Origin of the sequence: Granulicella sp. L56 (assembly GCF_009765835.1) — a bacterium.
Taxonomy (GTDB): Bacteria; Acidobacteriota; Terriglobia; order Terriglobales; family Acidobacteriaceae; genus Edaphobacter.
This window is the reverse complement of record NZ_LMUS01000001.1, coordinates 734,230-754,756: the sequence shown is the minus strand read 5'-3', so window position 1 is coordinate 754,756 and position 20,527 is coordinate 734,230. Positions and strand designations below refer to the sequence as shown.

The window sequence follows — 20,527 nt, the reverse complement described above, 5'->3', positions numbered from 1 at the left end:
ATTGGCTGGAAACGATACCATCGTAAGGAGATAATCTATACCTAACAACTCATCCTCAAAGAACCTGTTGTGTATTGCAATGCGGACAGGCGCGATACGCGGTGGTCACTTCGATGGCTTCGGAGAAGGAGGCAGGGTCGCATCCAGGAACTTCCATACCTCCCGAAAGGCACGCAGTGTCTGTTCATCGGAAAAGCTGCCATGACTGCCACCAGGAATGGTTACCAACTCGTTTTTGACGCCGGCCTGATCAAGCGCTTTCTTCAGTCGCACCGCTTGTGAGTAGGGAACCGTTGGATCGTGGTCGCCATGAATCGTGATTACCGGTGGCAATCCAGGGCGCACGTAGGTAAGCGGCGAAGACTGTTTTGCGATCTCATGTCGATTGCTTGCTGAACCAACCCAGGCGATGGCATAGGTCTCGCGGTCCGGCCCGCTCAAAAGATCGTCCACATCCGTAATGCCGTACCAATTAACAATCGCAGCAGGTTTAAGCGCCGGCGCGTCCGGGGATTGAGGGCAGGCATCGTCAAGATCCGTACCGTTTGGCAGCATACCGGTGATGAGTGCCAGGTGGCCACCTGCGGAGTGGCCCGTCAGCACAATGCGGGAAAGGTCGAAGTGGTACTTCTCCGCATTGTCATAAACCCACCGAAGCGCACAACGGCTGTCTTCAACTGCAGCCGGAGCATTCGAATTACCGGCCATGCGGTACTCGACGTTCACAACATCCCAGCCGCGCTCAATGTAGGGAAGGAAAAGGTTTGGTGCGCCTCCCTTGTCCCCGAAGACCCACCCGCCGCCATGGAAGTAAACAAGAGTTGGCACCGGTCCACTTGCCGCATGATTTTCCCAGACGTCGAGATGAACGGGTGTGTTGTTGAACACTCCATACGTGATATCTGCGCCAACCCCATAATGAAACGAAGCAAGCTCGGCCCAGTCGGCCGCTTTGGGCGGCGTGGCTTGGCTAAGGGACTGCTGATCGCAGACGAAGAGCAGAGTGAAGAGGGCGCAGAACCCCAGAACAGATTTGGTTAGCCTGTACATTGCTTCTCCTTGTGGTATCGGTACCAGTGAGCTACCACGATAAGAGGCAGAAACCGTATTGTCAATGGCTTCCTCTCCGCCGAAAGCCGGTGCCGGATCTTTCACGAGTCAGGTCCACAGACTGAAGCGAATCAGGGCAACTTCTGAAGATGCTCTACGGATTTATGCCTCATGAAGTCGGCGATCCTGTTGTCGCCAATAGCTGAAGCGCCTTCTTGATGTCCTCATCTGCCGGAGACAATTTCTGTGCTGCGAGCAACTCTGTTCGTCCATTCTTGTAGTCGCCGGAGCGGCAATAGATCAGACCAAGATCCTTGTGAAGCGCCGCCAGCGAATCGCACTGCCCGCAGGCAGTAATAGCCTCTTTCAGTTGCGCGATCGCCTGCGGCCAGTCATGCGCGTCGGCAGATGCCAGCGCAAAGTTGCCAAGCGTGTTGGCGCGATCCGTGATGTGTTGCGCTGCTTGCAATGCCTTGAATCGTGCCTGCAATTGCTTGGCTTCCTCAGGATTCGATTGCATCAGCAGGCGTGAAAGGCTGTAGTAGGCCTCGCTATATTGCGGTTGAATTTCGATCGTTCTGCGCCATTGCTTGATTGCAGCGGCGGTGTCACCCTTGTGCTGCAACTCCTGACCCAGCATGAAATGGGCCTCGGCATTATCCGGCTTGACGGCAAGCGACTTCTCAAAATATCGAATCGCTGCGTCCGCTTCCCCTGCCTGCCTTGAGATTAAGCCCAGCAGGTACCAGGAATCTGCGGAGTTTGGATCGAGTTGCGTAGCCGTCTCGAGTTCAGGCTTCGCCTGGCTATTGCGTTGCAAATCGAGGAGTACCCGGCCCTTGTTGTAGTGCGCTACGGCGTTGTTTGGATCAAGGTTGACCGCTTCGGAGAATTCGGCAAGCGCGCCGTTGAGGTCGAACTGGTCGGCCAGCGCAATTCCCAGATTCAGATGGGCCCCCGGCGATTTAGGATCGAGCGCCGTCACCTTGCGAAAGTAGTTCAGAGCGTCGCTTCCCTTGTTCAGGCGCACCAGAACCATCCCATATGCGCTAAGCGCGCCAGCATTCTCCGGTTCAATTTGAATTGCGCTGGAGAGCGCCTGGCTGGCCTCCGGGAATCGAGCTTCGCTCGCCAAGATCATGCCCAGATTTGCAAACGCCTGACCATACTGAGGATTGTTTTCCGTGGCCTCGCGAAATAACTTTTCGGCTTGCGCGTTATCGCCAAGTTGTCCACAAAGAACGCCCAGATTATTTTGGGCTTCAGCGTACTGCGGATCGAGCGCGATAGCCGTCTCAAATTCTTTTTTCGCTGCGGCAATCTGATTTTCCTGCAGATCGAGAACCCCCAGTTGATTGTGGGGCCGAGACAGTTGCGCATCGAGCGCCACCGCTTTTTCGAGCGCCTCCCGCTCACCGCGGTCATCTCCCGTCCGCGACAACGCAAGGGCAAGGTTATAGTAAGTTCGCGCATTCCCTGGGTCTCCGGCCAGTGATTCGCGATACAAGGCAACGGCCTTTTGCGGATCTCCTGTCTGCAAATCCGCATTGGCCTGATTCGCCTTCACCCCGGCGACATCCTGTTTAACACCTTCCTCCTTTTGCTTCTCGAAGGCACTCAATTCCTTGCTCGCTTCATTCTTCTGTCCCAGAGCACGCAAGACCGCAGCCAACTGAAAACGCGCCTTGCTTGAATCCGGGCTGAGTTTCAGCGCAGCTTCTAGTTCTGGACGTGCCTCTGCGGGGCGGCCAAGGTGTGCAAGCACGTAGCCCAGGCTGTATCGAGCATCGAAATAATTCGGGTCAATGGTCACGGCCTGACGCAGAAAATCTTCGGCTTCCGTATAGTTTCCCAATCCCTTTTCCACTACGCCGCTAAAATACAGAGCGTCGAACTCGTGTGGCCGGTGCTGTCGATACTCCCGAATGATGGGAACAGCGGTATCGAATTGAGCGAGAACCACCAGCGCCTTGACATAGGACAGGCGCGTGACGTCGTCGGAGGGATCGAGACGCAGTGCCTCTTTGAATTCCTGCGCGGCCTCGCCGAACCGATTCTGTTGAACATAGACGGCCCCCATGTTGAAGTGTCCCTGGGCGTAGGAAGGATGCTGCTGGACGATTGCGGAAAGGACCTTCAGCGATTCGTCGGCGTTGCCGTTCTTCGAATACGCGACGGCCAGATTAAGCTGCAAAACTTCATCCGGAGGCGCGTTCTTCAGCTCTGCAATTGCCGCGGTGTATCTCTTTTCCGCGATGAGTGCCTTGGTCAGTCCGTCGATCGCTCTGATCGACTGCGGATTTTCTTTCAGAATGGTCTTAAAGACTTCGATGGCACTGTCTTGCCGGTTCAACTCGCTGAGCGCTGCTCCCAGTGGCAATAAGATCTGCTCCGAGTTAGGCTTCAGATTCGCCGCTGTCTTGAGTTCCGTAATCGCGCGGCTGGGGTTGCCGCTCGTCAGCAGAGTGATCCCAAGATCATAGTGGCTCTGCCACGATTTGGGATCGAGACGCAGCGCAGAGTCAAAAGCAGAAATCGCACATGAAAATTGGCGCTGCTTTGCAAACCAGGTCCCCAGTGCTTCGTAACCGCCGGCGGAAGGATTGGACGCAAGCATCTGGTTCAGGGCCGCTGGCCCCTTGCAGTTGGGTGCGCTCTGAGCGAATGCAATCGATGGCAAAACACAGAGAGCAGGGAGCGCAAGCAGTAGAGAGCGCCGCGCCGGGCTTCGCCTTCCGCCATCTTCGTGAAAGGATTCGCTGTGGGCAGACAAAAGAATTCGACTCCAGGCCATGTAAGCTCCGCGGTGTATTGCTTCGACGTGAATCCACTATATCCGTTGCATCCATCTCACGGGGCAGAGGGCGCAATGACACGTTAGGAGGGCAAAGAGCCACGGCATATCTGCGCGGCAAACAGTATTTCCGGTTGCTGGGCCGAACGGTTGGCCACATAACAGATCACATTTTCCGCTGCTATAATTCGCCAGAACATGGAGAAGTTTCGTCTCAGCGCCACACAAAAGCATCTCGCTTCCTTGCTTCGATGGACAGCATTTTTTCTCTGCTTCGTTCCGGTCGGCCTGTGTCACGCGCAAATGGGAGTGTCAACGGGGAACGGCGTGGCCACGCCTGCGAAGCCTTTGCCTTCGGGAGTGAAGGCGCCCGTCGTGCGTTATGAAGACATCGCTGCCCAAGCCGGCCTTACCGGACTCAATGTCTCCGGGGCGGCAACGAATAAGCAATACATCATCGAGACGACAGGAACTGGAGTGGCGATCTTCGATTACGACAACGATGGCTTGCCGGACATTCTGTTTGTCAACGGCGACCGCTTCCAGGATGGTGGCACGTCTACGCCAGTGCTGTATCACAACCTCGGTGGCCTGAAGTTTGAAGATGTCACCGCCAAGGCCGGATTGACGCACACCGGATGGGGGCAGGGAGTCTGCGCCGGGGATATCGACAACGACGGGCATGTTGATCTCTTCATCACGCAATGGGGGCAGAACGTTCTTTACCATAACCAGGGCAATGGCACGTTTAAGAATGAAACGGAGGCGCGTGGCCTCGCATCGCCGAAGCCACGCTGGAGCACAGGCTGCGCTTTCGTGGACTTCAACCGGGATGGAGCCCTCGATCTGGTCGTTGCTCACTACATCGAATTCGATCCGGCCAAGACACCGCATCCGGGCGAGAAGTCGCAGTGCGAATGGAAGGGGCTGCCAGTGATCTGCGGCCCGCGAGGACTGCCAGGCGAGACGATCTCTCTGTATCAGAACGATGGGCATGGCCACTTTACCGATGTCTCGGACCAGATGCATATCACCACGCCCAAGGACTACTACTGCTTTTCCCCGCTGGTTGATGATTTCGACAATGATGGCTGGCCGGATATCTATGTCGCGTGCGACTCCACCGCGAGCCTCTACTTTCACAACCTCAAAGGCAAGGGCTTCGAGGAGATTGGTGTCGAGTCCGGCGTAGCTTATAACGACGAAGGACGCGCGCAGGCCGGCATGGGGGTGGCAGCAGCCGACTTCAGCCACAGCGGTCGCCTCGATATCTTCAAGACCAACTTTGCCGACGATACCTCTACTCTCTACAGCAATCAGGGCGCGAACAATTTCGTCGATGCAACCATCGAAACCGGGCTCGCGGTCAACACCCGGTACTTGGGTTGGGGCACCGCAGCAATCGATATCGATAACGATGGCTGGAAAGATCTGATTCTCGCCAATGGGCACGTCTACCCCGAAGTGGATACTGGACACACCGGCGAGACGTTCAAGCAGAGCCGGTTGCTCTACTGGAATCGTGGCGACGGACAGTTCTTCGACCTCTCTTCTTCGGCCGGAAGTGGTATCACCGCGGCCCACGCTTCCCGCGGGTTGGCCATCGGGGACCTCAACAACGACGGCAATCAGGAAATCGTCATCGTCAATATGGGAGAGGCTCCATCGCTTTTGAAGAACGTTGCTCCTACTCTGGGCCACTCCATCTTGATACGCGCTCTAACGGCAACCAACCGGGATGCAATCGGCGCTCGAATTACGGTCACCGCGAACGGGCAGACACAAATCGACGAGGTCCGCAGCGGCGGCTCGTATATCTCTCAGAGCGATTTTCGACTTCACTTTGGCTTGGGAAAAGCGACCTCGGCCACCCTGTTCGTTCATTGGCTCGATGGCAGCATCGAGAACTTCTCTTCGGTGGCCGCCGGCCAGATTATCACCATCCAGGAAGGGAAAGGGATCGTCAGCAAGGTACCGTACAGGTCTTCGAAGCCTTAGGCTTTTCCCTGGAAACTGTTCAGAAACTACAAAACGTCATCGCAACCCCAACGAAACGTCATCTCGACCGAAGCCAAGCGGAGTGGATGGGCTCTCGGAATCGCTTCAAGGATGCGGGCTCGTGCCCTCCGCGCGGTTCAGCATCTGCCGCATGAAACTATCTTGCGGAAAGACTTCGAGATAGTCTTCGAGTGCCTTCTGCGCCTTTGGATATTGCTTGGCCTCAATGAGATTGACGACCAGCATCTTCCTTGTGACAGGGTTGAACGGGTCCAACTGGATTGCTTTCTCAATCAGTGGACGAGCTTCGTCGGTCTGTCCCAGATGAGTGAGCGCGTCTGCCAAATCGGCATAGGTCGTCGCGACAGCTTGACCAGTCTCAACCGAGTGCCGGAGATGGCCGACAGCATTCACGAAGTCGCCACTTTTCAGATCTCTGCGTCCCAGAGCCGCTTGCACCAAAGGGTTATCTGGCTGTGCCTGCTCTAGTTGGCCAAGGACTTTGAGATAAGAGGCCACATACTGCGGCTTATTCTCCGCAAGCTCTCCATACGCCTGCAAAAGTGTCAGCAGCGGAAGTGGAGTAGCAGCCTGCTGGCCTGGCATTGAGAGATGAGCGGGGTTGATGTGGATCAAATCCGGCAGTGCAGCCGTCGTCTGCGTGAAGGTGACATCCGGAAAGGGTTCATCAGGGGTCGCCACGATGCGGTGGTTGGTGGCGCTGGAGTGCGAGATGACCTGGATGTCGCGCTGGGGCATATGGCAGCCGATGCAGTTATTGGCCGGTTTTTGCTGCATCCGAACTTCTAAAGAAAGCTTGCAGCTTTGGCTGGTATGGCAGGTCAGGCATTTGCTGTTGAAATACGCCGGAGCTTCTTCCCGTGTTGGCTCTACGTGAGGGTCGTGGCAGCTAATGCAGCGAAGGCGTCCCTTGCTCGCGCGATAGCACTTGCTCAACGTCATGGAATAGTAATGGTCAACATGGTCCTCAGAGGGGGGAGACTCCCGTGTGGGCGGAACCATAAGGATTGACAACGTATCGTCGAGCGGAGATCCGGGGCGAATGTCCTTATACGTCTTTCCCGGCTTGAGAACTCGAACGTCGCCCGCCTGATGGCAAGCCATGCAGATATTGTCCGCCATGTATGGCGTGAGATGAGCAGGATTGACGATCATGGTGACGGGATTGGACGGAGCACCCTTATTCAATCTAGGGACAGGGGAGCCACTCATGAGCGCTACATGCGCCGCTCCGGGGCCGTGGCATCGCTCGCAGCCAATGGCGAGCTCGGAAAAAGGAGTGCGTTCAAACTCTCCGGTGCTCCCCGGCACAGCATTGGGCCGCCCGCTGTGGCAGGAGATGCAACCTGGGGTAATCGGACGATTGAATCCCAGATCGGTTAACTCATATCCCGGCGACGGTTCCCAGCTCATTGGCTTGGAATAGAACGACAGTGGCGCTTGGAACAGATGATTGTCTTTCTCGAGGATCGTTCCGAATCCATTGACCCCCGCTCCGATAACCCATTGCAGCTCGTGAGCGTCCCGAAAACTCTCCTTGCCGTCGGCGTCGGTTCCGGATTCGCTCTGATAGAGTTTTCCGTCTTTGGTGAAAACTTCGAACCTGCGCTGCAGTTGCGGGTTGACGTAAGCGGCGGAGGAAGGAATTGTTTTTATGAATGCCGGTGTGATCGGCGACATGGAACGTCCCATGCTCGTCTGCGAGAACTCTCGATAGATCTCGGAGTGGCATGGGGAGCAGGCGCTCGAGCCGACATATTCATTCTTGGATTTGCCGGTCGGCGCGGCAGCATGATTTTTTGGGGGCTGCCCGAAACTAAGTCCCGGAAGCATGGAAATGGAAAGCAGGATCACCGCGGATGTCACGCGCCTCACTGCGAAGATGCCACCAGGCCGAAGAGATCCTTTGTTCCAATCCATGATGGAATCAGGCCTCGCTTTACAAACGAGTCGCTTCATTGGTCCTTTTTTTCTGCGTCGATGCGCGTACTACAAGGCTTGGTTCCAGCACCGTGGTCTGGATGCGCGGCGTTTGCTTGGATTCGATCAAGTTGAGCGCAAGTTCCGCAGCCCTCCGACCAATGGTATGACTATGCTGGTCAATGCTCGACAGAGGAACGCGAAGCCAGTCGTTATTGGGCAAATTGCCGCAGCCGATCAACGCAATGTCTTCCGGAATCCTCAGGCGTGCTTCGAGGATCGTGCTCATGGCTCCAATCGCAAGCGGATCGTTGAAGCAGAATACGCCGTCGGGCTTCGGATCTCTTTCCAGCAGCAAGCGCATGGCCTCCGCGCCCTGGCGGGTGGTTTCGATATCCACGTAGCTCCGGCGCACAACATATTCGTCCGAACAGGGAAGACGATGGTTGTGCAAGGCCTCCTTGTAGCCCTCGAATCTGCCGTTGCCCGGACTGTTGTCCTGCCCGCGAATGTGCGCAATGCGTCGGCAACCCATGCTGATGAGGTGCTCCGTTGCAAGATATCCAGCTCTCTTATCGTTGATGCCGACGAAGTTAGCCTCGATGCCGGCCAGATCGCGATCGATGAGAACGTACGGTTGCCCCTTGCTGTCCATCCGTTCGAACTGCTCAATGTTCGACCCGGCGGACGCAATGACGAGCGCGTCCATGTGGTGCCCGAGCAGCCGCGATATCTCCTCCTTTTCTAGCTCCGGATCTTCCTCGGAAGAAGACACGATCAGGGAATAGCCTCTGTCCCGAATCAAACTGGACAGCGCAATGGCGATCTCGGCAAAAAACGGATGAAGCAGGCTGGGAGCGATCAGGCCAATCAAAAAACTGCGCCCGGTCACAAGGCTGCGCGCAAGAGAATTTGGCTGGTAGTCCAGCTCCTTGACGCGTTCCAGCACGCGCCTGCGAGTGGACTCGCCGATGTCAGGATGGTCGCGGAGGACTTTGGAAACGGTAGCCTGCGAAAGACCGAGATCTTTTGCTATGTCCTTCATCCGAATCGTCATATAAAGTGCACCTTTCATGCTCAGATCGGCCCACTCTTGCGTTTGACCCAAAGCATCGGTCTACGAAACTTTGACTGAGCCGCATACTATAGCGGAAATTCTTCGATCCAGGCAAACCTCCAAATCAAAATCAAGTGCTGGTGGGCGCGGACTTGCCGCCCAATCTTTCCAATGAGCCACGGCTCATCCGAAAGATTGACTTTTTCACTTGACAAAGTCGTTGTGCGCAGATAAAAGTTGGTTCCACCTTTGTAAAGTATTCGGAACAGTAACCGTATTCCTTGGGCCATGAGTCACCTGCAGGACGCCATCGACGAGATGGTGGGATGAGATCAGCACGATGAGAGAGGTTCCTTCGATGACAAATTACGCGCAAAACTTTGCCCGTCAGATTGCTGCTCTGCTCCCAGGAATGCATAAAACCTGTTTCGTTGGCCTTCTCCTCCTCCTCTTCGCGGCCCCGGCAATCGCCCAGGTCTCGACCGCTTCCGTCAATGGAGTCATTCGCGACCCCAATGGCGCGGTGATTCCCGGTGCGACGATCGTGTTGCAGAACACCGCGACATCGGTCGTGCATCAATCGGTCTCCAACAACTCAGGCGCGTATGCCATTCTCGATATCACGCCGGGCCACTATACCGTTCAGGCGAGTGCGACTGGGTTCAATCCGCAAAAGGTTGCTGAATTTGTCCTCGCCGTCGACCAGACCGCTACGCTCGACTTCAGCCTTGCGGTAGGAAGTCAGACGGAAGCCGTCACAGTGGATGCCACGGCCGCCCAGTTGGATGTGACCGGCGCGAGTTTGGGAACTGTGATCGAGACCAAACAGGTCAACGATCTTCCTCTAAATGGACGAAACTTTACAGCGCTGCTGGCACTCACCCCAGGCGTGGTTCCAATCATGACGGGGCAGAGTGCTGGAATGTCCAGTAACGGCGGATTCGGCGCCGCTGTCGCCATCGGTTCGGACTACTCCTTTCCTGCTATCAACGGGCAGACCAACCGCAGCAATTTCTATCTGATGGACGGACTATACAACTACGGTGCAATCGAGAGCACCTATGCCATCTCGCCTATCATCGACGCGATTCAGGAGTTCAAAGTCGTTTCGCATACCGACAATGCGGAGTACGGTTCCGTGCTCGGTGGCGTAGTGAATGTAGTCACGAAGAGCGGCACCAACGAATTTCACGGTTCGGGCTGGGAATATGTTCGCAACACCGTCTTCGACGCACGCAATTATTTTCTGCCGGCGTCCACGCCCAAGCCCTCTTTCCATCAGAATCAGTTCGGTGGATCAATCGGCGGTCCTGTCGTCATTCCGAAGCTTTACAACGGCAGGAACAAGTCCTTCTTCTTTGGCGCGTATCAGGGGTATCGGTATTCGACACCGCAGAACAACCTGATCCTTGTACCGACCGACGCGGAGCTGTCAGGTAACGAGGCCGACAACAATCAACTTCAAATCTACAATCCATTTCAGACCACGACTGATGGTCAAACCTTCACCCGTCCGGCATTTGCTGGCAACCAGATTCCTTCCAATCTGATCGACCAGCGGATGGTCGCCTACGCGAAATTTGTCTTCCCCGCACCAGGGCCCTGCCTGGTCAGTAGCAATGGTACCTGCACAGCGAATGCGCTCGACGCTACTCCATTGACGCAACAGCAGAATGAGTTCGACATCCGTGGGGATCAAAGCTTTGGGACCAAAGACACTGCCTGGTTCCGCTACAGCTTCATCAACAGCACGCTCAATTCTTCAGGCGGATTGCCTGGACTGCTGACCGACCACGAGATCCAGGGTCGTAATTGGGGTGGCAGCTTTGTTCACATCTTCAGCCCCACCCAGATTCTGCAGGTGCAATACGCTCACACCACAGTCTCGGACAACTCCGCGACGCGCTTCACCAAATCAACTGCGGACATTATCTCGACCATAGGCTTTTCCGATGCCTTTGCGAGCGGCTTTGCCGCGGCAAATGGAGGCGCTCTGCTCCCGGGCCCGGGCATCAGCGGCTATGGCAACGGCGGCGAGAGCATCGACGATAATCCTAAGGCCACGGACAGCCAAGAGGTTCGTGGTTCCTACACAAGGATCATGGGCAATCATGAAATTAAGTTTGGTGCAGGGTTCGATACCGTGAACTTTGCCAGCCCTTTGGCTCAGATTGGTCTCACCTTCACGTCTCCGCAGACTGGGAATCCTTCTGTCGCGGCTTCCACGGGCGATGCTCTGGCATCTTTTCTATTGAATGCCCCCAGTGGCGCCAGCCGCCGCAACGTGGATGAGACAGAGCGCCCCGGCGGGCTGCTGAGTGTCTTCCTCCAGGACTCATGGAAGGCCACGCCACGGCTCACCCTGAACTACGGATTGCGCTACGACTATCCCTTCCTGCCAGCGTATGGAACCAACGCAAACATCGGCAAGCAGGGCGGCCCAGAAACCGGCGACATGGATTGGGGAACCGGGAATTACATCATCCAGAAGCTGCCGCCGTCTTGCGACTCGCGCGGCTTCGCTCCCTGCATCCCCGGCGACGGTACCTTGCCTGCTCATGTCATTGTGAGCCCCAACGGCAAGATCTCTCATAACGTCAATTCGAACCTTGGGCCGAGATTCGGGTTCGCCTATAAGGTCGATGACAAGACGGTGATGCATGGTGCTTACGGCATCGTCTTCGATGACTGGGCTGCGGTCACCCAGATGGCCCAGAACATTGAGGGTTCATGGCCTGACATTGGACAGCAGATTGCAAGTTCGCTCACCAATGTTCCCACCACCACGCAGCTTACGCCGAACGTGACCGTTCAGAATCCTTTCAACGCAAGCGGATCGGGTCTCTTTCCACCCGCCACGCCATTTACCAGTAATCAGTGGTTCTATGACCCGCATATCAAGAACCCTTATTCGGAGCAGTGGAACTTCGGTGTGCAGAGACAGTTGAGTGGCTCCCTGGCGCTAAGAGTGGACTATGTCGGCTCCGGGTCCCATCGCACGAACGTCGGCGGTCAATACAACACGGCTCTCACACCCGGTCCGGGGACTCCGCAGTCAAGAGCGCCTTATCCGTATAGCATTCCAACCTATTACGACCGCAGCATCGGCAATGGCAGTTATAACGCGCTCCAGGTGCAGTTGGATAAGCGCTACACCAATGGCTTCTCTTACCAGGTTGCCTATACCTGGTCTAAATCAATGGCCGAAGATGACGGCTGGTTTGGGGTGGAAGGCACAGTGGTGCAGGATGCGTATCATCCCGGGGCCTCATACGGCTTGTCCGGGACCAATATGCCCCAGGTCTTTGTGGTCAACTCTCTTTATGAGATTCCGGTCGGCAAAGGCAAGAGATTTTCAACCGGCAATCGCTTCGTCGATTACATCGCAGGTAATTGGCAGATCAACAATATCTTCACCTGGCGCAATGGCCAGAACTTCACGGTGCACGACAGTAATGACATCGCCAACATTGGAAATACCGGCTATGAATGGGCTGACCGGGTAGGCGACCCGCATCTTTCTCACAAAACGGTAGCAGAATGGTTCAATACTGCGGCCTTCGCCGTTCCAGCGCAATACACCTTTGGAAACGTCGGAAGGAATACGATGCAGTCGCAACGGTGGATCAATCTGGACAGTTCGGTCATTCGCTCCTTCCCGTTCTGGCGAGAAGATCGAATCGAATTTCGTGCAGAAGGATTCAATATCCTTAATCACCCGGTCTTTGGTGGCCCCCAGAGCGACATTAGCAATACGAGCTTTGGAGTCGTCACCAGCCAGGCAAATTCACCCCGGCAATTGCAGTTGAGCGGCAAGATCATATTTTGAGTAATCGGAGCATTCCTTCGGTCCATCAAAACTAACTCTGCGCGGTCGAGTCTCCTCGGCCGCGCAGAGTTAGTTGTACCTGAATTAGAAAAGAGGGCTGCGACGACTTAATCTTTGGCCGCGTCGATCTGCATCATCGGCAGACTGACCCGAAACTCAGTGCGGCCGGGCCGCGATTCAAAGTCGATAGCGCCATCATTGTGGCGCACTAGGCGCCGAACGATATCAAGCCCGAGCCCGGTTCCGTGTCCCAGTGGTTTGGTTGTAAAGAATGGGTCGAAGATGCGGCCACGAACTTCCTCCGCGATCCCAGGTCCGTTATCGATGATTCGCACCACCACGCTGTGGTTCTCTCGAGCCACAAGCACCTCGACTCGGCCCCCATTCGCGACGGCGTCTAAGGCATTGTCGATCAGGTTGCCCCATATCTGGTTTAGCTCACCGACCCGTCCGCACACCTTTGGCAGTTCAGTCTCCACTTCCAATGTCACGACCACCGACTTTTCGCACGCCTTCGACTTCAGTACCACCACAGTGTCACCCAGCCCCGGTCCCAGATCGACCGGCCCGGCTACGTTCGCCTGGTCCATGTGCGTAAATCCCTTGACCGCAGTCACCAGGCCCGAGATGCGCATCGCGCAACCCTGAATCTCCGAAGCCATGTTCCGCACGGCACAACTGGCGGCTGCCCACCGCAACGCTGCATGCAAGGCAGGTCCCTGCACTGCGGCAGCCAGCAGGTTCAGCGATTCAACCGTCACTTCGATGTCGGCCAGCATCCCTGCGTTCTCCGCGTCCATTCCGTGCTCGGCAAGCCACTCCGCAATGGCCTCTTCGCGGTCCATCTGCTCCAGAGGGGAACGCACTCCATGGTTCTTTTTCGCCATACACGCCGCCCGCACTGCGTCGACGCAGGAGATCTGGGCGTCGCTGAGCGTCGCCGCGGACAGGCCGCGTGTCGCTTCTTCGCAGTCTTCCATACGGTCATCGAGCATCGCCGCGCAGCGCTCAATCGCGGAGGCCGGATTATTCAGCTCGTGGGCCAAACCCGCCGAAAGTTTACCCAGGGAGATCATCTTTTCGTCTTGCAGGTCGCTTAAGGTAATCAGCCGGGCACGATCAATCATGGTATGCACCAAAATCGAAGTGACCTCGAAACACTCTCGCGTCATCTCCCCGAGCTGGTCGCGGGGTATGGAGAGAACTTCCAGCGGCTCCAGCGCGGTCGAATCGCCCGGCGCAGTCATGAGCCGCGAATATGGCAACAGACCGGCAACATCTCCTTTGCGCCACTCCATGACCTTGTTCGGCCCAGCCCCACGATCGACGAATAAAGCCAGTCGCCCGGAAAGAATAATGTAAAGTGCCTCGACCTCCTGGCTCTTCCCACTTAACACTTCGCCAGCGTTCAGCTTTCGAATGGACCCGTGCGCCACCAGCCACTCCAACTCCGTCTGCGGTGCCGCGCTCAGGGTTTTGTGTTCTGCCAATCGGTCGATAAGATCGTGTGCTGTCACTGGAGTGCAATCTCCTAAATTAGAGGAAGAATTCTCCCCATCAACATATCAGGTTGAAAATGGCCTTTGCGTCTTCGACCGCAGATTGCTTCCTTCAGGACGCGTTTCTCTCAAAGCGCATCGCACGTAAGCGGAAGGCCAGTTTCGATGGCCTATTCAAAGGTTCTGGAGACGTGTCTGTACTCCGGCGAATAGCCGAGCTGCCTGGCATAGTTCAGTATCCGCTCGAAGTCGAGATTGATGGTTGCTCCGGCCTTCTGGGTAACCTCGTCTTCGATGGGCAGGTCGAAATCGTCCGCGCCAAACCGAAGCCCGTCGAGCGCTCGTTCATTCTGGGTCAGCACCGATGTTCGAATGCGCGGAATGTTGTCGAGATAGATCCGGCTCAAAGCCAGATGACGCAGATATTCGGAGGTAGTGATTTCAATGCCTCCAATCTGCGTGAAGTAAGGCTTGAAGGTCCAGCAGAGAAAGCTGGCAAGGCCACCGGTTTCGTCCTGAAAATTACGAGTGCGCTCCAGATGCTCGATGCGTTCGTCCAGCGTCTCGTCGAAGCCGATGACCATGGTCGCGGTGGTCTTCAACCCAGCTTCTACAATCGCCCGTTGTGCAAGAAAATATTCGGCAACGGTGTATTTGAACTTGGAGTGGCGGGCGCGAAAGTCTTCGGTGAGAATCTCGGAGCCGCCACCCGTAATCCAACGCACGCCTGCTGCCTTCAGTCGCTCGGCAGTTTCGGAAAGACTTAGTTTTGCATGGTCCGCAAGGTAGAGAAATTCGGCGATGGTAAGCGCGTAAAACTCGATGGAGTCGCCATAGCGCGCCCGGATCGATGCAAACAGATCGCAGTAGTAGCTGAGCGGAAGCTGCGGGTTGAAGCCGCCATTGAAGGCAGCCAGATCTCCTCCAAGCACAAGCAACTCATCCAGCTTTGCGAAGACGTCTTCATGGCTCAGCACGTATCCGCCGCTGACACCGGGCAGCTTGTAGAAGGCGCAGTAGTTGCATTGGGCGACGCAGACGTTGGTGTAGTTGATGATGCGCATCACCATATAAGTACAGGCCTCTGGCGCATGAAACCGCTTGCGAACGGCGCTCGCCAGCGAGCAGAGATCGGCGTCCGAGGCATTCCTCCAAAGCCAGCGAGCATCTTCGGCAGTAATGCGAACGCCTTGGTCTACCTTGGCGGCAATCTCTGCCAGCTGGCTGTGGTCAATCGCTGCTGCATTCCCCATAAATTCATTGTATGGCGTTGTGGGATGAGAGGGAATTGACGCGAAATCGAGCGGGCAGGCGAAACTTTCAATGCAACGGCTCCGTCAATGAGTTCCAGTAAGGAACTATTTCCCAATTGCACATTGCGAGGTGTATAAATTCTCTCGCGTAAATTTTCCGGCTATCTTCTCCTCGAGCGCGCCTAGGCGTTCGATCGCAAAAAGGAGCATTCCTGATGTATCGTTTCGCCCGCACTCTTCTGGCTGCCTTTACTCTCGCCGCTGTCATCACCCCCCTGGCCCTCGCAGAAAATCTGCCCACCTCATGGGTCGATAAGGATACCGGTCACCGTGTCTTCCGGCTGACCAGCGAGCCTGGCTCCTCCGGCTTCTACTTCAACGTCAATGCCTACACGCCCGACGGTAAAGAGATGGTCTACAGCGCGCCGGATGGAATCCACGTCTTCGATCTTGCGACCCGTAAATCGAAACTACTCGTCCCCAATCCGCCGCGTTCCGCAAACGCTGATGGCTCCAGCGCATTCCGCTCCGGCGTCCATGCAATTGTCGTAGGCAAAAAGACGCCAAGCGTCTTCTTCTCGAAGTTCGATGCCGCTAGCAAGACGAGTTCGGTCTACACCGCGAATGTGTATACCGGCGAAATCAAAAAGCTCGTAACCCTGCCACCCCGCGCGAACGTAGTGACGATTAATGCCGACGAAACTCTGGCAGCCGGCACCTATATCGAGGGCAAAGGAGAAGACTACGGCGAACATCGCGTGAGCCCTCCGGGTGTCAAGCCGGGCTTTCTGGTTCAGCCCGAGAACAAGGGCCAAATGATGGAGCGACGTCTCGCGGCTCATCTGCCGCTGGTACTGTTCACCATCAACCTGCAGACAGGCAAGATGACCACGTTGCTGCACAGCACCGACTGGGTCAACCATCTGCTCTTTTCGCCCAGTGATCCGACCTTGCTGATGTATTGCCATGAAGGTCCGTGGCAGAAGGTCGACCGTATCTGGATGATCCACACCGACGGCACGCACAATACGCTGATTCACAAGCGCACCATGGCGATGGAGATTGCCGGTCACGAGTTCTGGGGGCTTGACGGCCAGACGATCTGGTACGACTGGCAGTACCCCAAAGGCGAGGACTTCTTTCTCGCTGGCTACAACCTGCAGACACACAAACGAACTGCCTTCCACATGCAGCGCAACGAGTGGTCGATTCACTTCAACCTCACCAAGGACCTCGATCTCTTCACCGGCGACGGCGGCGATCCCGGCCAGGTAGCCAAAGCTTCAGACGGAGAGTGGATTGAGTTGTTCCATCCAGAGATGTTGAAGATCACGGGCATCAACGAGCCGGATTTTTGGCAGCCCGGCGTCTTTCACTCTGAGCACTTGGTGAACATGTCTCATCACAACTATCGCCTCGAGCCGAATGTCCGCTTCTCCCCCGACAAGAAGCTGGTGATCTTCACCAGCAACATGTTTGGCGACAGCTACGTCTTCGGTGTTGAGGTTGCAAAGGCCATCAACCCGCCGGCATCGGAGATCCATTCGACGCCGCAACTGGCGAAGCAGTTCAATCCCACCGATCCAACGCCTCTCCACACGCCGCCAGCGGCTGCAAAGTAGCAGCGTTCTCAAACTCCCGGTGCATGGCAGATACGCTGCCATGCACCGGGAGCTTTTAAGCTCAACCTCATCCGCAGTCTCTCAATGGAGAGGCTTCGGATTGCAGAGGACGTTTCGTGTAATCTGGGCAGGCTGTCATTCAACCACGATTGGACTGCCCAACTGCAACCCACGGCGACATCGAGCGAAGAGCCCCCTATACCGCGCCGTCGCTGGCGCATCGCATGGCTGCTGGGAATAGGTGTTCTGGTCAACTACTTTGACCGGGTAAACCTGTCGGTCTCGCATCAGGCGCTCATCACCACCTTCGGCATCTCGGCAGTCACCTTCGGATATCTCTCCGGTGCTTACAACTGGACCTACGCCATGTTCCAGTTGCCGATCGGCGTGTTGCTCGATAAATTTGGCATCCGTCGCGTTGGCCTTGTCGGAACATTTTTGTGGGGCATAGCCTCCTTCTGCGCGGCAATCACGCCCAATCTTGGGGGCTTCTTTGCGGCGCGTCTCTTGCTCGGCGTCGGCGAAGCACCCACCTTTCCAGCGAACGCAAAGGCCATTGGCTACTGGTTTCCTGCGCGAGAACGATGCTTCGCCACGGCCATCTTCGACTCTGCGGCAAAATTCTCTTCCGCCATCGGCGTACCCATTATCGGCATCCTGCTTTTGAAGGTGGGTTGGCGGTGGAGCTTCGCCATCACAGGTCTGGTCAGCTTCATTTACTTTGCTTTTTTCTGGAAGCTCTATCGCGACCCCCAGGATGATCCGAAGTTGAGCGATGCCGAACGAAGACACATCGCAGACGATGCAGGGCCCACGACTGCAGAGGACACGCAGCGTGGCACCGCATCGCTGGGTTTCCTGTTGCGGCAACGAAAAGTCCTTGCGATGGTGCTGGGCTTCGGCTCCTACAACTACGTCTTTTATCTTTTGCTGACCTGGCTGCCCAGCTATCTTTCCTCAGCCCTGCACATCGATCTCCTGCACTCGTTCCTCTATACCGGAGTGCCATGGCTGGTCGCGACCGCCGCCGATCTGGTCGTTGGCGGATGGCTGGTCGATGGGTTGATCCATCGCGGATGGAACGCGAACCTGGTTCGCAAGGTCGTTCTCATCAGCGGCACAGCTCTCGGCCTTGGCATCATCGGCGCCGCCCACGCACACACACCCGCGCGGGCCCTGCTCTGGATCAGCATCTCCATTGGCGGACTCTCAGCCGCGGCTCCGGTGGGCTGGGCGATTCCATCACTCATCTCGCCGCGTCACAGCGTCGGCAAGGTGGGGGGCATCATGAATTTCTCGAATCAGATCTCAGGAATCGCCGCGCCGATCATCACCGGCTACGTCGTTGCAGCGACGCGATCTTTTGCATGGGCCTTCGGCGTGTCGGCGATATATCTGCTCGTTGGCATCGCCGCCTACGTCTTCATGCTGGGCAAAATTGAGCCCATGCCATCGGAGCCTCAACCCGCAACCTAGGCCATCTTCCCCGCTTCTGCAATGACGATAGGGACACGTCATCTCGACCGAAGCGCAGCGCAGTGGAGAGACCCTGTATTTGTTGTTGGCTGCCAAGCCCTTACACTCTCTGTGAAAACGCTCCAAACGTGCAGCTACACCGTTGCGCGCATGGCTCCGGTTGAGATGCCGCCATCGATCAGAAGTGTCTGCCCCGTGATATAGCGGCTCGATTCCGCAGCCAGAAAGACGACCGCGCCTTCAAGATCGCGTGGCTCGCCGGGCCGCTTCACCGGAATGCGGTCTTTGAGATATTCAACCCACTGCTCATTCTGATAAAGCACCGTGTTCTGCTTGGTATGAAACCAGCCGGGAGCCAGGCAGTTTACCGTGATGCCATATTTGCCCCAGTCATCGGCGAGGCTCATCGTAAGTTGCCGTATACCGCCGCGGCTCGCCCCATACGGAGCCAGCCCCGCGTAGCCGAATACGCTGGTGACGGAGCCGATATTGATGATGCGGCCGTACCCATGCGGAACCATCCTGCGCGCCATCTGCTGCGCGACAAAAAAGCTGCCACGAAGATTGGTTTCGAGGATAAGGTTCCAGTCATCCCAAGTGACATCGAGAGCAGGTTTGCGCACATTGCATCCGGCATTGTTGACCAGAATGTGGATCTGGCCGCACGCCGCCTCCGCCTCTGCAGCCATGCGCTCGATGCTGCCCTGGTCGCGCACGTCCAGAGCAAGCGGCACCGCCTTCCGCCCAATTGCTTCTATCTCGGTTACAAAATCAGAAAGGTCGTCGCCCTTGCGGCTGGTAAGAATCAGGTCGGCTCCAGCATGAGCGAGCGCACGGGCGAAGATCTGTCCAAGGCCGCGGCTGGCCCCAGTGACAAGGGCAGTCTGCCCGCTAAGATCGAAGAGAGGATTGGTCATGATTGAGCTGAGCCTTCGCGTGGATCGAGAACGATCTTCATCAGGTTGGGTTCACGCGCATACAGACGCTTGAACCACTCGGGGCCATCGGTCAAGGGAGCGACAGCAGTAATCAACGGGCCAACTTTAATCTTTCCGTCAGCAATCAGCTGCATCGCCTCCGGATACTCGCCCGACGAAGCACATGAGCCTTGCAGGCGAATCTGCCGCGAGACAACTTTCTGCAAATGAATCGTCACCTGCGGCGTGATATTTCCCACCAGCGCTACCGTGCCGCCCTTGCGTACGCAGTCAATCGCGGAGCTAACCGTTTCATTGCGGCCCACTGCTTCAAGGACAACATCGACGCCGCGTCCTCCGGTAAGCCGCAATATCTCGTCAAGCAACTCCGCCCCCGAAAGTTGAAGCGTCTGATCGGCTCCAAGATCGGCCGCAAGCTTCAGTCGAGTAGCGTCAATATCCGCGATCAAGACACGAGAGCAGCCAGCCGCACGGGCCGCCTGCAACAGCAGCAGCCCAATCATTCCCGCGCCGATAACCAGAGCAGTCTCTCCGCCTTTAATCTCGGAGACATGCACGCCATGAAGAGCCACGGAGACGGCCTCAAGCATCGCCGCCTCGGCAAACGACAGCGCCGTCGGCAACGGATACAAGATGCGCTCAGGAACGGTGACATACTCGGCGAATGCGCCATCCCGACGGAACTCGCCGCAGGAGACGCCTACGACCTGCCGGTTGTCGCAAAGATTGACCTCGCCCTTGCGGCAGAAGTCGCACGCCCCACAATAGACGGTCGAGTCAAAGGTGACGCGGTCGCCTTTGGCAAACTTGCTGACCGCAGAGCCGACACCTGCCACGATACCCGCTGCCTCATGCCCCATGACAATCGGCGGAATCCGCCGCCCGGTAGAGCCGTCGTATCCATGTACATCGCTGCCACAGATGCCGCATGCGGCCACCTGCACAAGAACGTCGTCGGGGCCGGGAACGGGCGCCGGCAGATCCTGAATCTCAAGATTTTTGTACTCGGAGAGCAGCAAAGCCTTCATTGTGATTTAAGCCTCAGATAAAGGGTACAACGTTCTTCAAGA

At 56.5% G+C, this 20,527-nt stretch carries 12 protein-coding genes; 4 read left to right on the top strand and 8 right to left on the bottom strand.

Annotation, left to right across the window (positions count from 1 at the left end):
• Positions 1-105 precede the first annotated feature (105 nt).
• Together GSQ81_RS03095 and GSQ81_RS03090 are read right to left on the bottom strand one after the other, a co-directional pair.
• Entirely contained in the window at positions 106-1,050 is a 945-nt protein-coding gene (locus GSQ81_RS03095) for an alpha/beta hydrolase (RefSeq protein WP_158909246.1), read from the bottom strand.
• A 169-nt stretch (positions 1,051-1,219) separates the two neighbouring features.
• Positions 1,220-3,844 carry a tetratricopeptide repeat protein gene (locus GSQ81_RS03090; RefSeq protein WP_158909245.1) on the bottom strand — a complete coding sequence of 875 codons (2,625 nt, stop codon included), beginning with the start codon at positions 3,842-3,844 and terminating at the stop codon, positions 1,220-1,222.
• A gap of 309 nt (positions 3,845-4,153) precedes the next feature.
• Between GSQ81_RS03090 and GSQ81_RS03085 the strand changes: the two genes are divergently transcribed.
• The gene (locus GSQ81_RS03085; protein WP_158909244.1) at positions 4,154-5,842 is read left to right on the top strand and encodes a CRTAC1 family protein; all 1,689 of its coding nucleotides are present in this window, start codon (positions 4,154-4,156) and stop codon (positions 5,840-5,842) included.
• A gap of 105 nt (positions 5,843-5,947) precedes the next feature.
• Here the strand turns inward: GSQ81_RS03085 and GSQ81_RS03080 are convergent, their stop codons facing one another.
• Together GSQ81_RS03080 and GSQ81_RS03075 are read right to left on the bottom strand one after the other, a co-directional pair.
• The gene (locus GSQ81_RS03080; protein WP_216846361.1) at positions 5,948-7,729 is read right to left on the bottom strand and encodes a tetratricopeptide repeat protein; all 1,782 of its coding nucleotides are present in this window, start codon (positions 7,727-7,729) and stop codon (positions 5,948-5,950) included.
• Positions 7,730-7,802: 73 nt separating this feature from the next.
• Entirely contained in the window at positions 7,803-8,828 is a 1,026-nt protein-coding gene (locus GSQ81_RS03075; protein ID WP_254060044.1) for a LacI family DNA-binding transcriptional regulator, read from the bottom strand.
• A gap of 370 nt (positions 8,829-9,198) precedes the next feature.
• Between GSQ81_RS03075 and GSQ81_RS03070 the strand changes: the two genes are divergently transcribed.
• A complete protein-coding gene (locus tag GSQ81_RS03070) occupies positions 9,199-12,669 on the top strand; it encodes a TonB-dependent receptor (protein ID WP_216846360.1) in 3,471 nt (1,156 codons plus the stop codon).
• A 107-nt stretch (positions 12,670-12,776) separates the two neighbouring features.
• Here GSQ81_RS03070 and GSQ81_RS03065 read toward each other — a convergent pair whose 3' ends face one another.
• A complete protein-coding gene (locus tag GSQ81_RS03065; protein ID WP_158909242.1) occupies positions 12,777-14,186 on the bottom strand; it encodes an ATP-binding protein in 1,410 nt (469 codons plus the stop codon).
• Between the two features lie 152 nt (positions 14,187-14,338).
• Positions 14,339-15,421 (bottom strand): radical SAM protein, encoded by a 1,083-nt coding sequence (locus GSQ81_RS03060; RefSeq protein ID WP_158909241.1) that lies wholly within the window; start codon positions 15,419-15,421, stop codon positions 14,339-14,341.
• 215 nt (positions 15,422-15,636) lie between these two features.
• Between GSQ81_RS03060 and GSQ81_RS03055 the strand changes: the two genes are divergently transcribed.
• Positions 15,637-17,043 carry an oligogalacturonate lyase family protein gene (locus GSQ81_RS03055; protein WP_158909240.1) on the top strand — a complete coding sequence of 469 codons (1,407 nt, stop codon included), beginning with the start codon at positions 15,637-15,639 and terminating at the stop codon, positions 17,041-17,043.
• A gap of 84 nt (positions 17,044-17,127) precedes the next feature.
• A complete protein-coding gene (locus GSQ81_RS03050) occupies positions 17,128-18,519 on the top strand; it encodes an MFS transporter (RefSeq protein ID WP_158909239.1) in 1,392 nt (463 codons plus the stop codon).
• A gap of 134 nt (positions 18,520-18,653) precedes the next feature.
• Here the strand turns inward: GSQ81_RS03050 and GSQ81_RS03045 are convergent, their stop codons facing one another.
• Together GSQ81_RS03045 and GSQ81_RS03040 are read right to left on the bottom strand one after the other, a co-directional pair.
• Positions 18,654-19,436, bottom strand: a complete 783-nt coding sequence (locus tag GSQ81_RS03045) for an SDR family NAD(P)-dependent oxidoreductase (RefSeq protein WP_158909238.1) — start codon at positions 19,434-19,436, stop codon at positions 18,654-18,656.
• The gene (locus GSQ81_RS03040; RefSeq protein ID WP_158909237.1) at positions 19,433-20,485 is read right to left on the bottom strand and encodes a galactitol-1-phosphate 5-dehydrogenase; all 1,053 of its coding nucleotides are present in this window, start codon (positions 20,483-20,485) and stop codon (positions 19,433-19,435) included. Before GSQ81_RS03040 ends, GSQ81_RS03045 begins: the two co-directional genes overlap by 4 nt.
• Between the last annotated feature and the right edge of the window lie 42 nt (positions 20,486-20,527).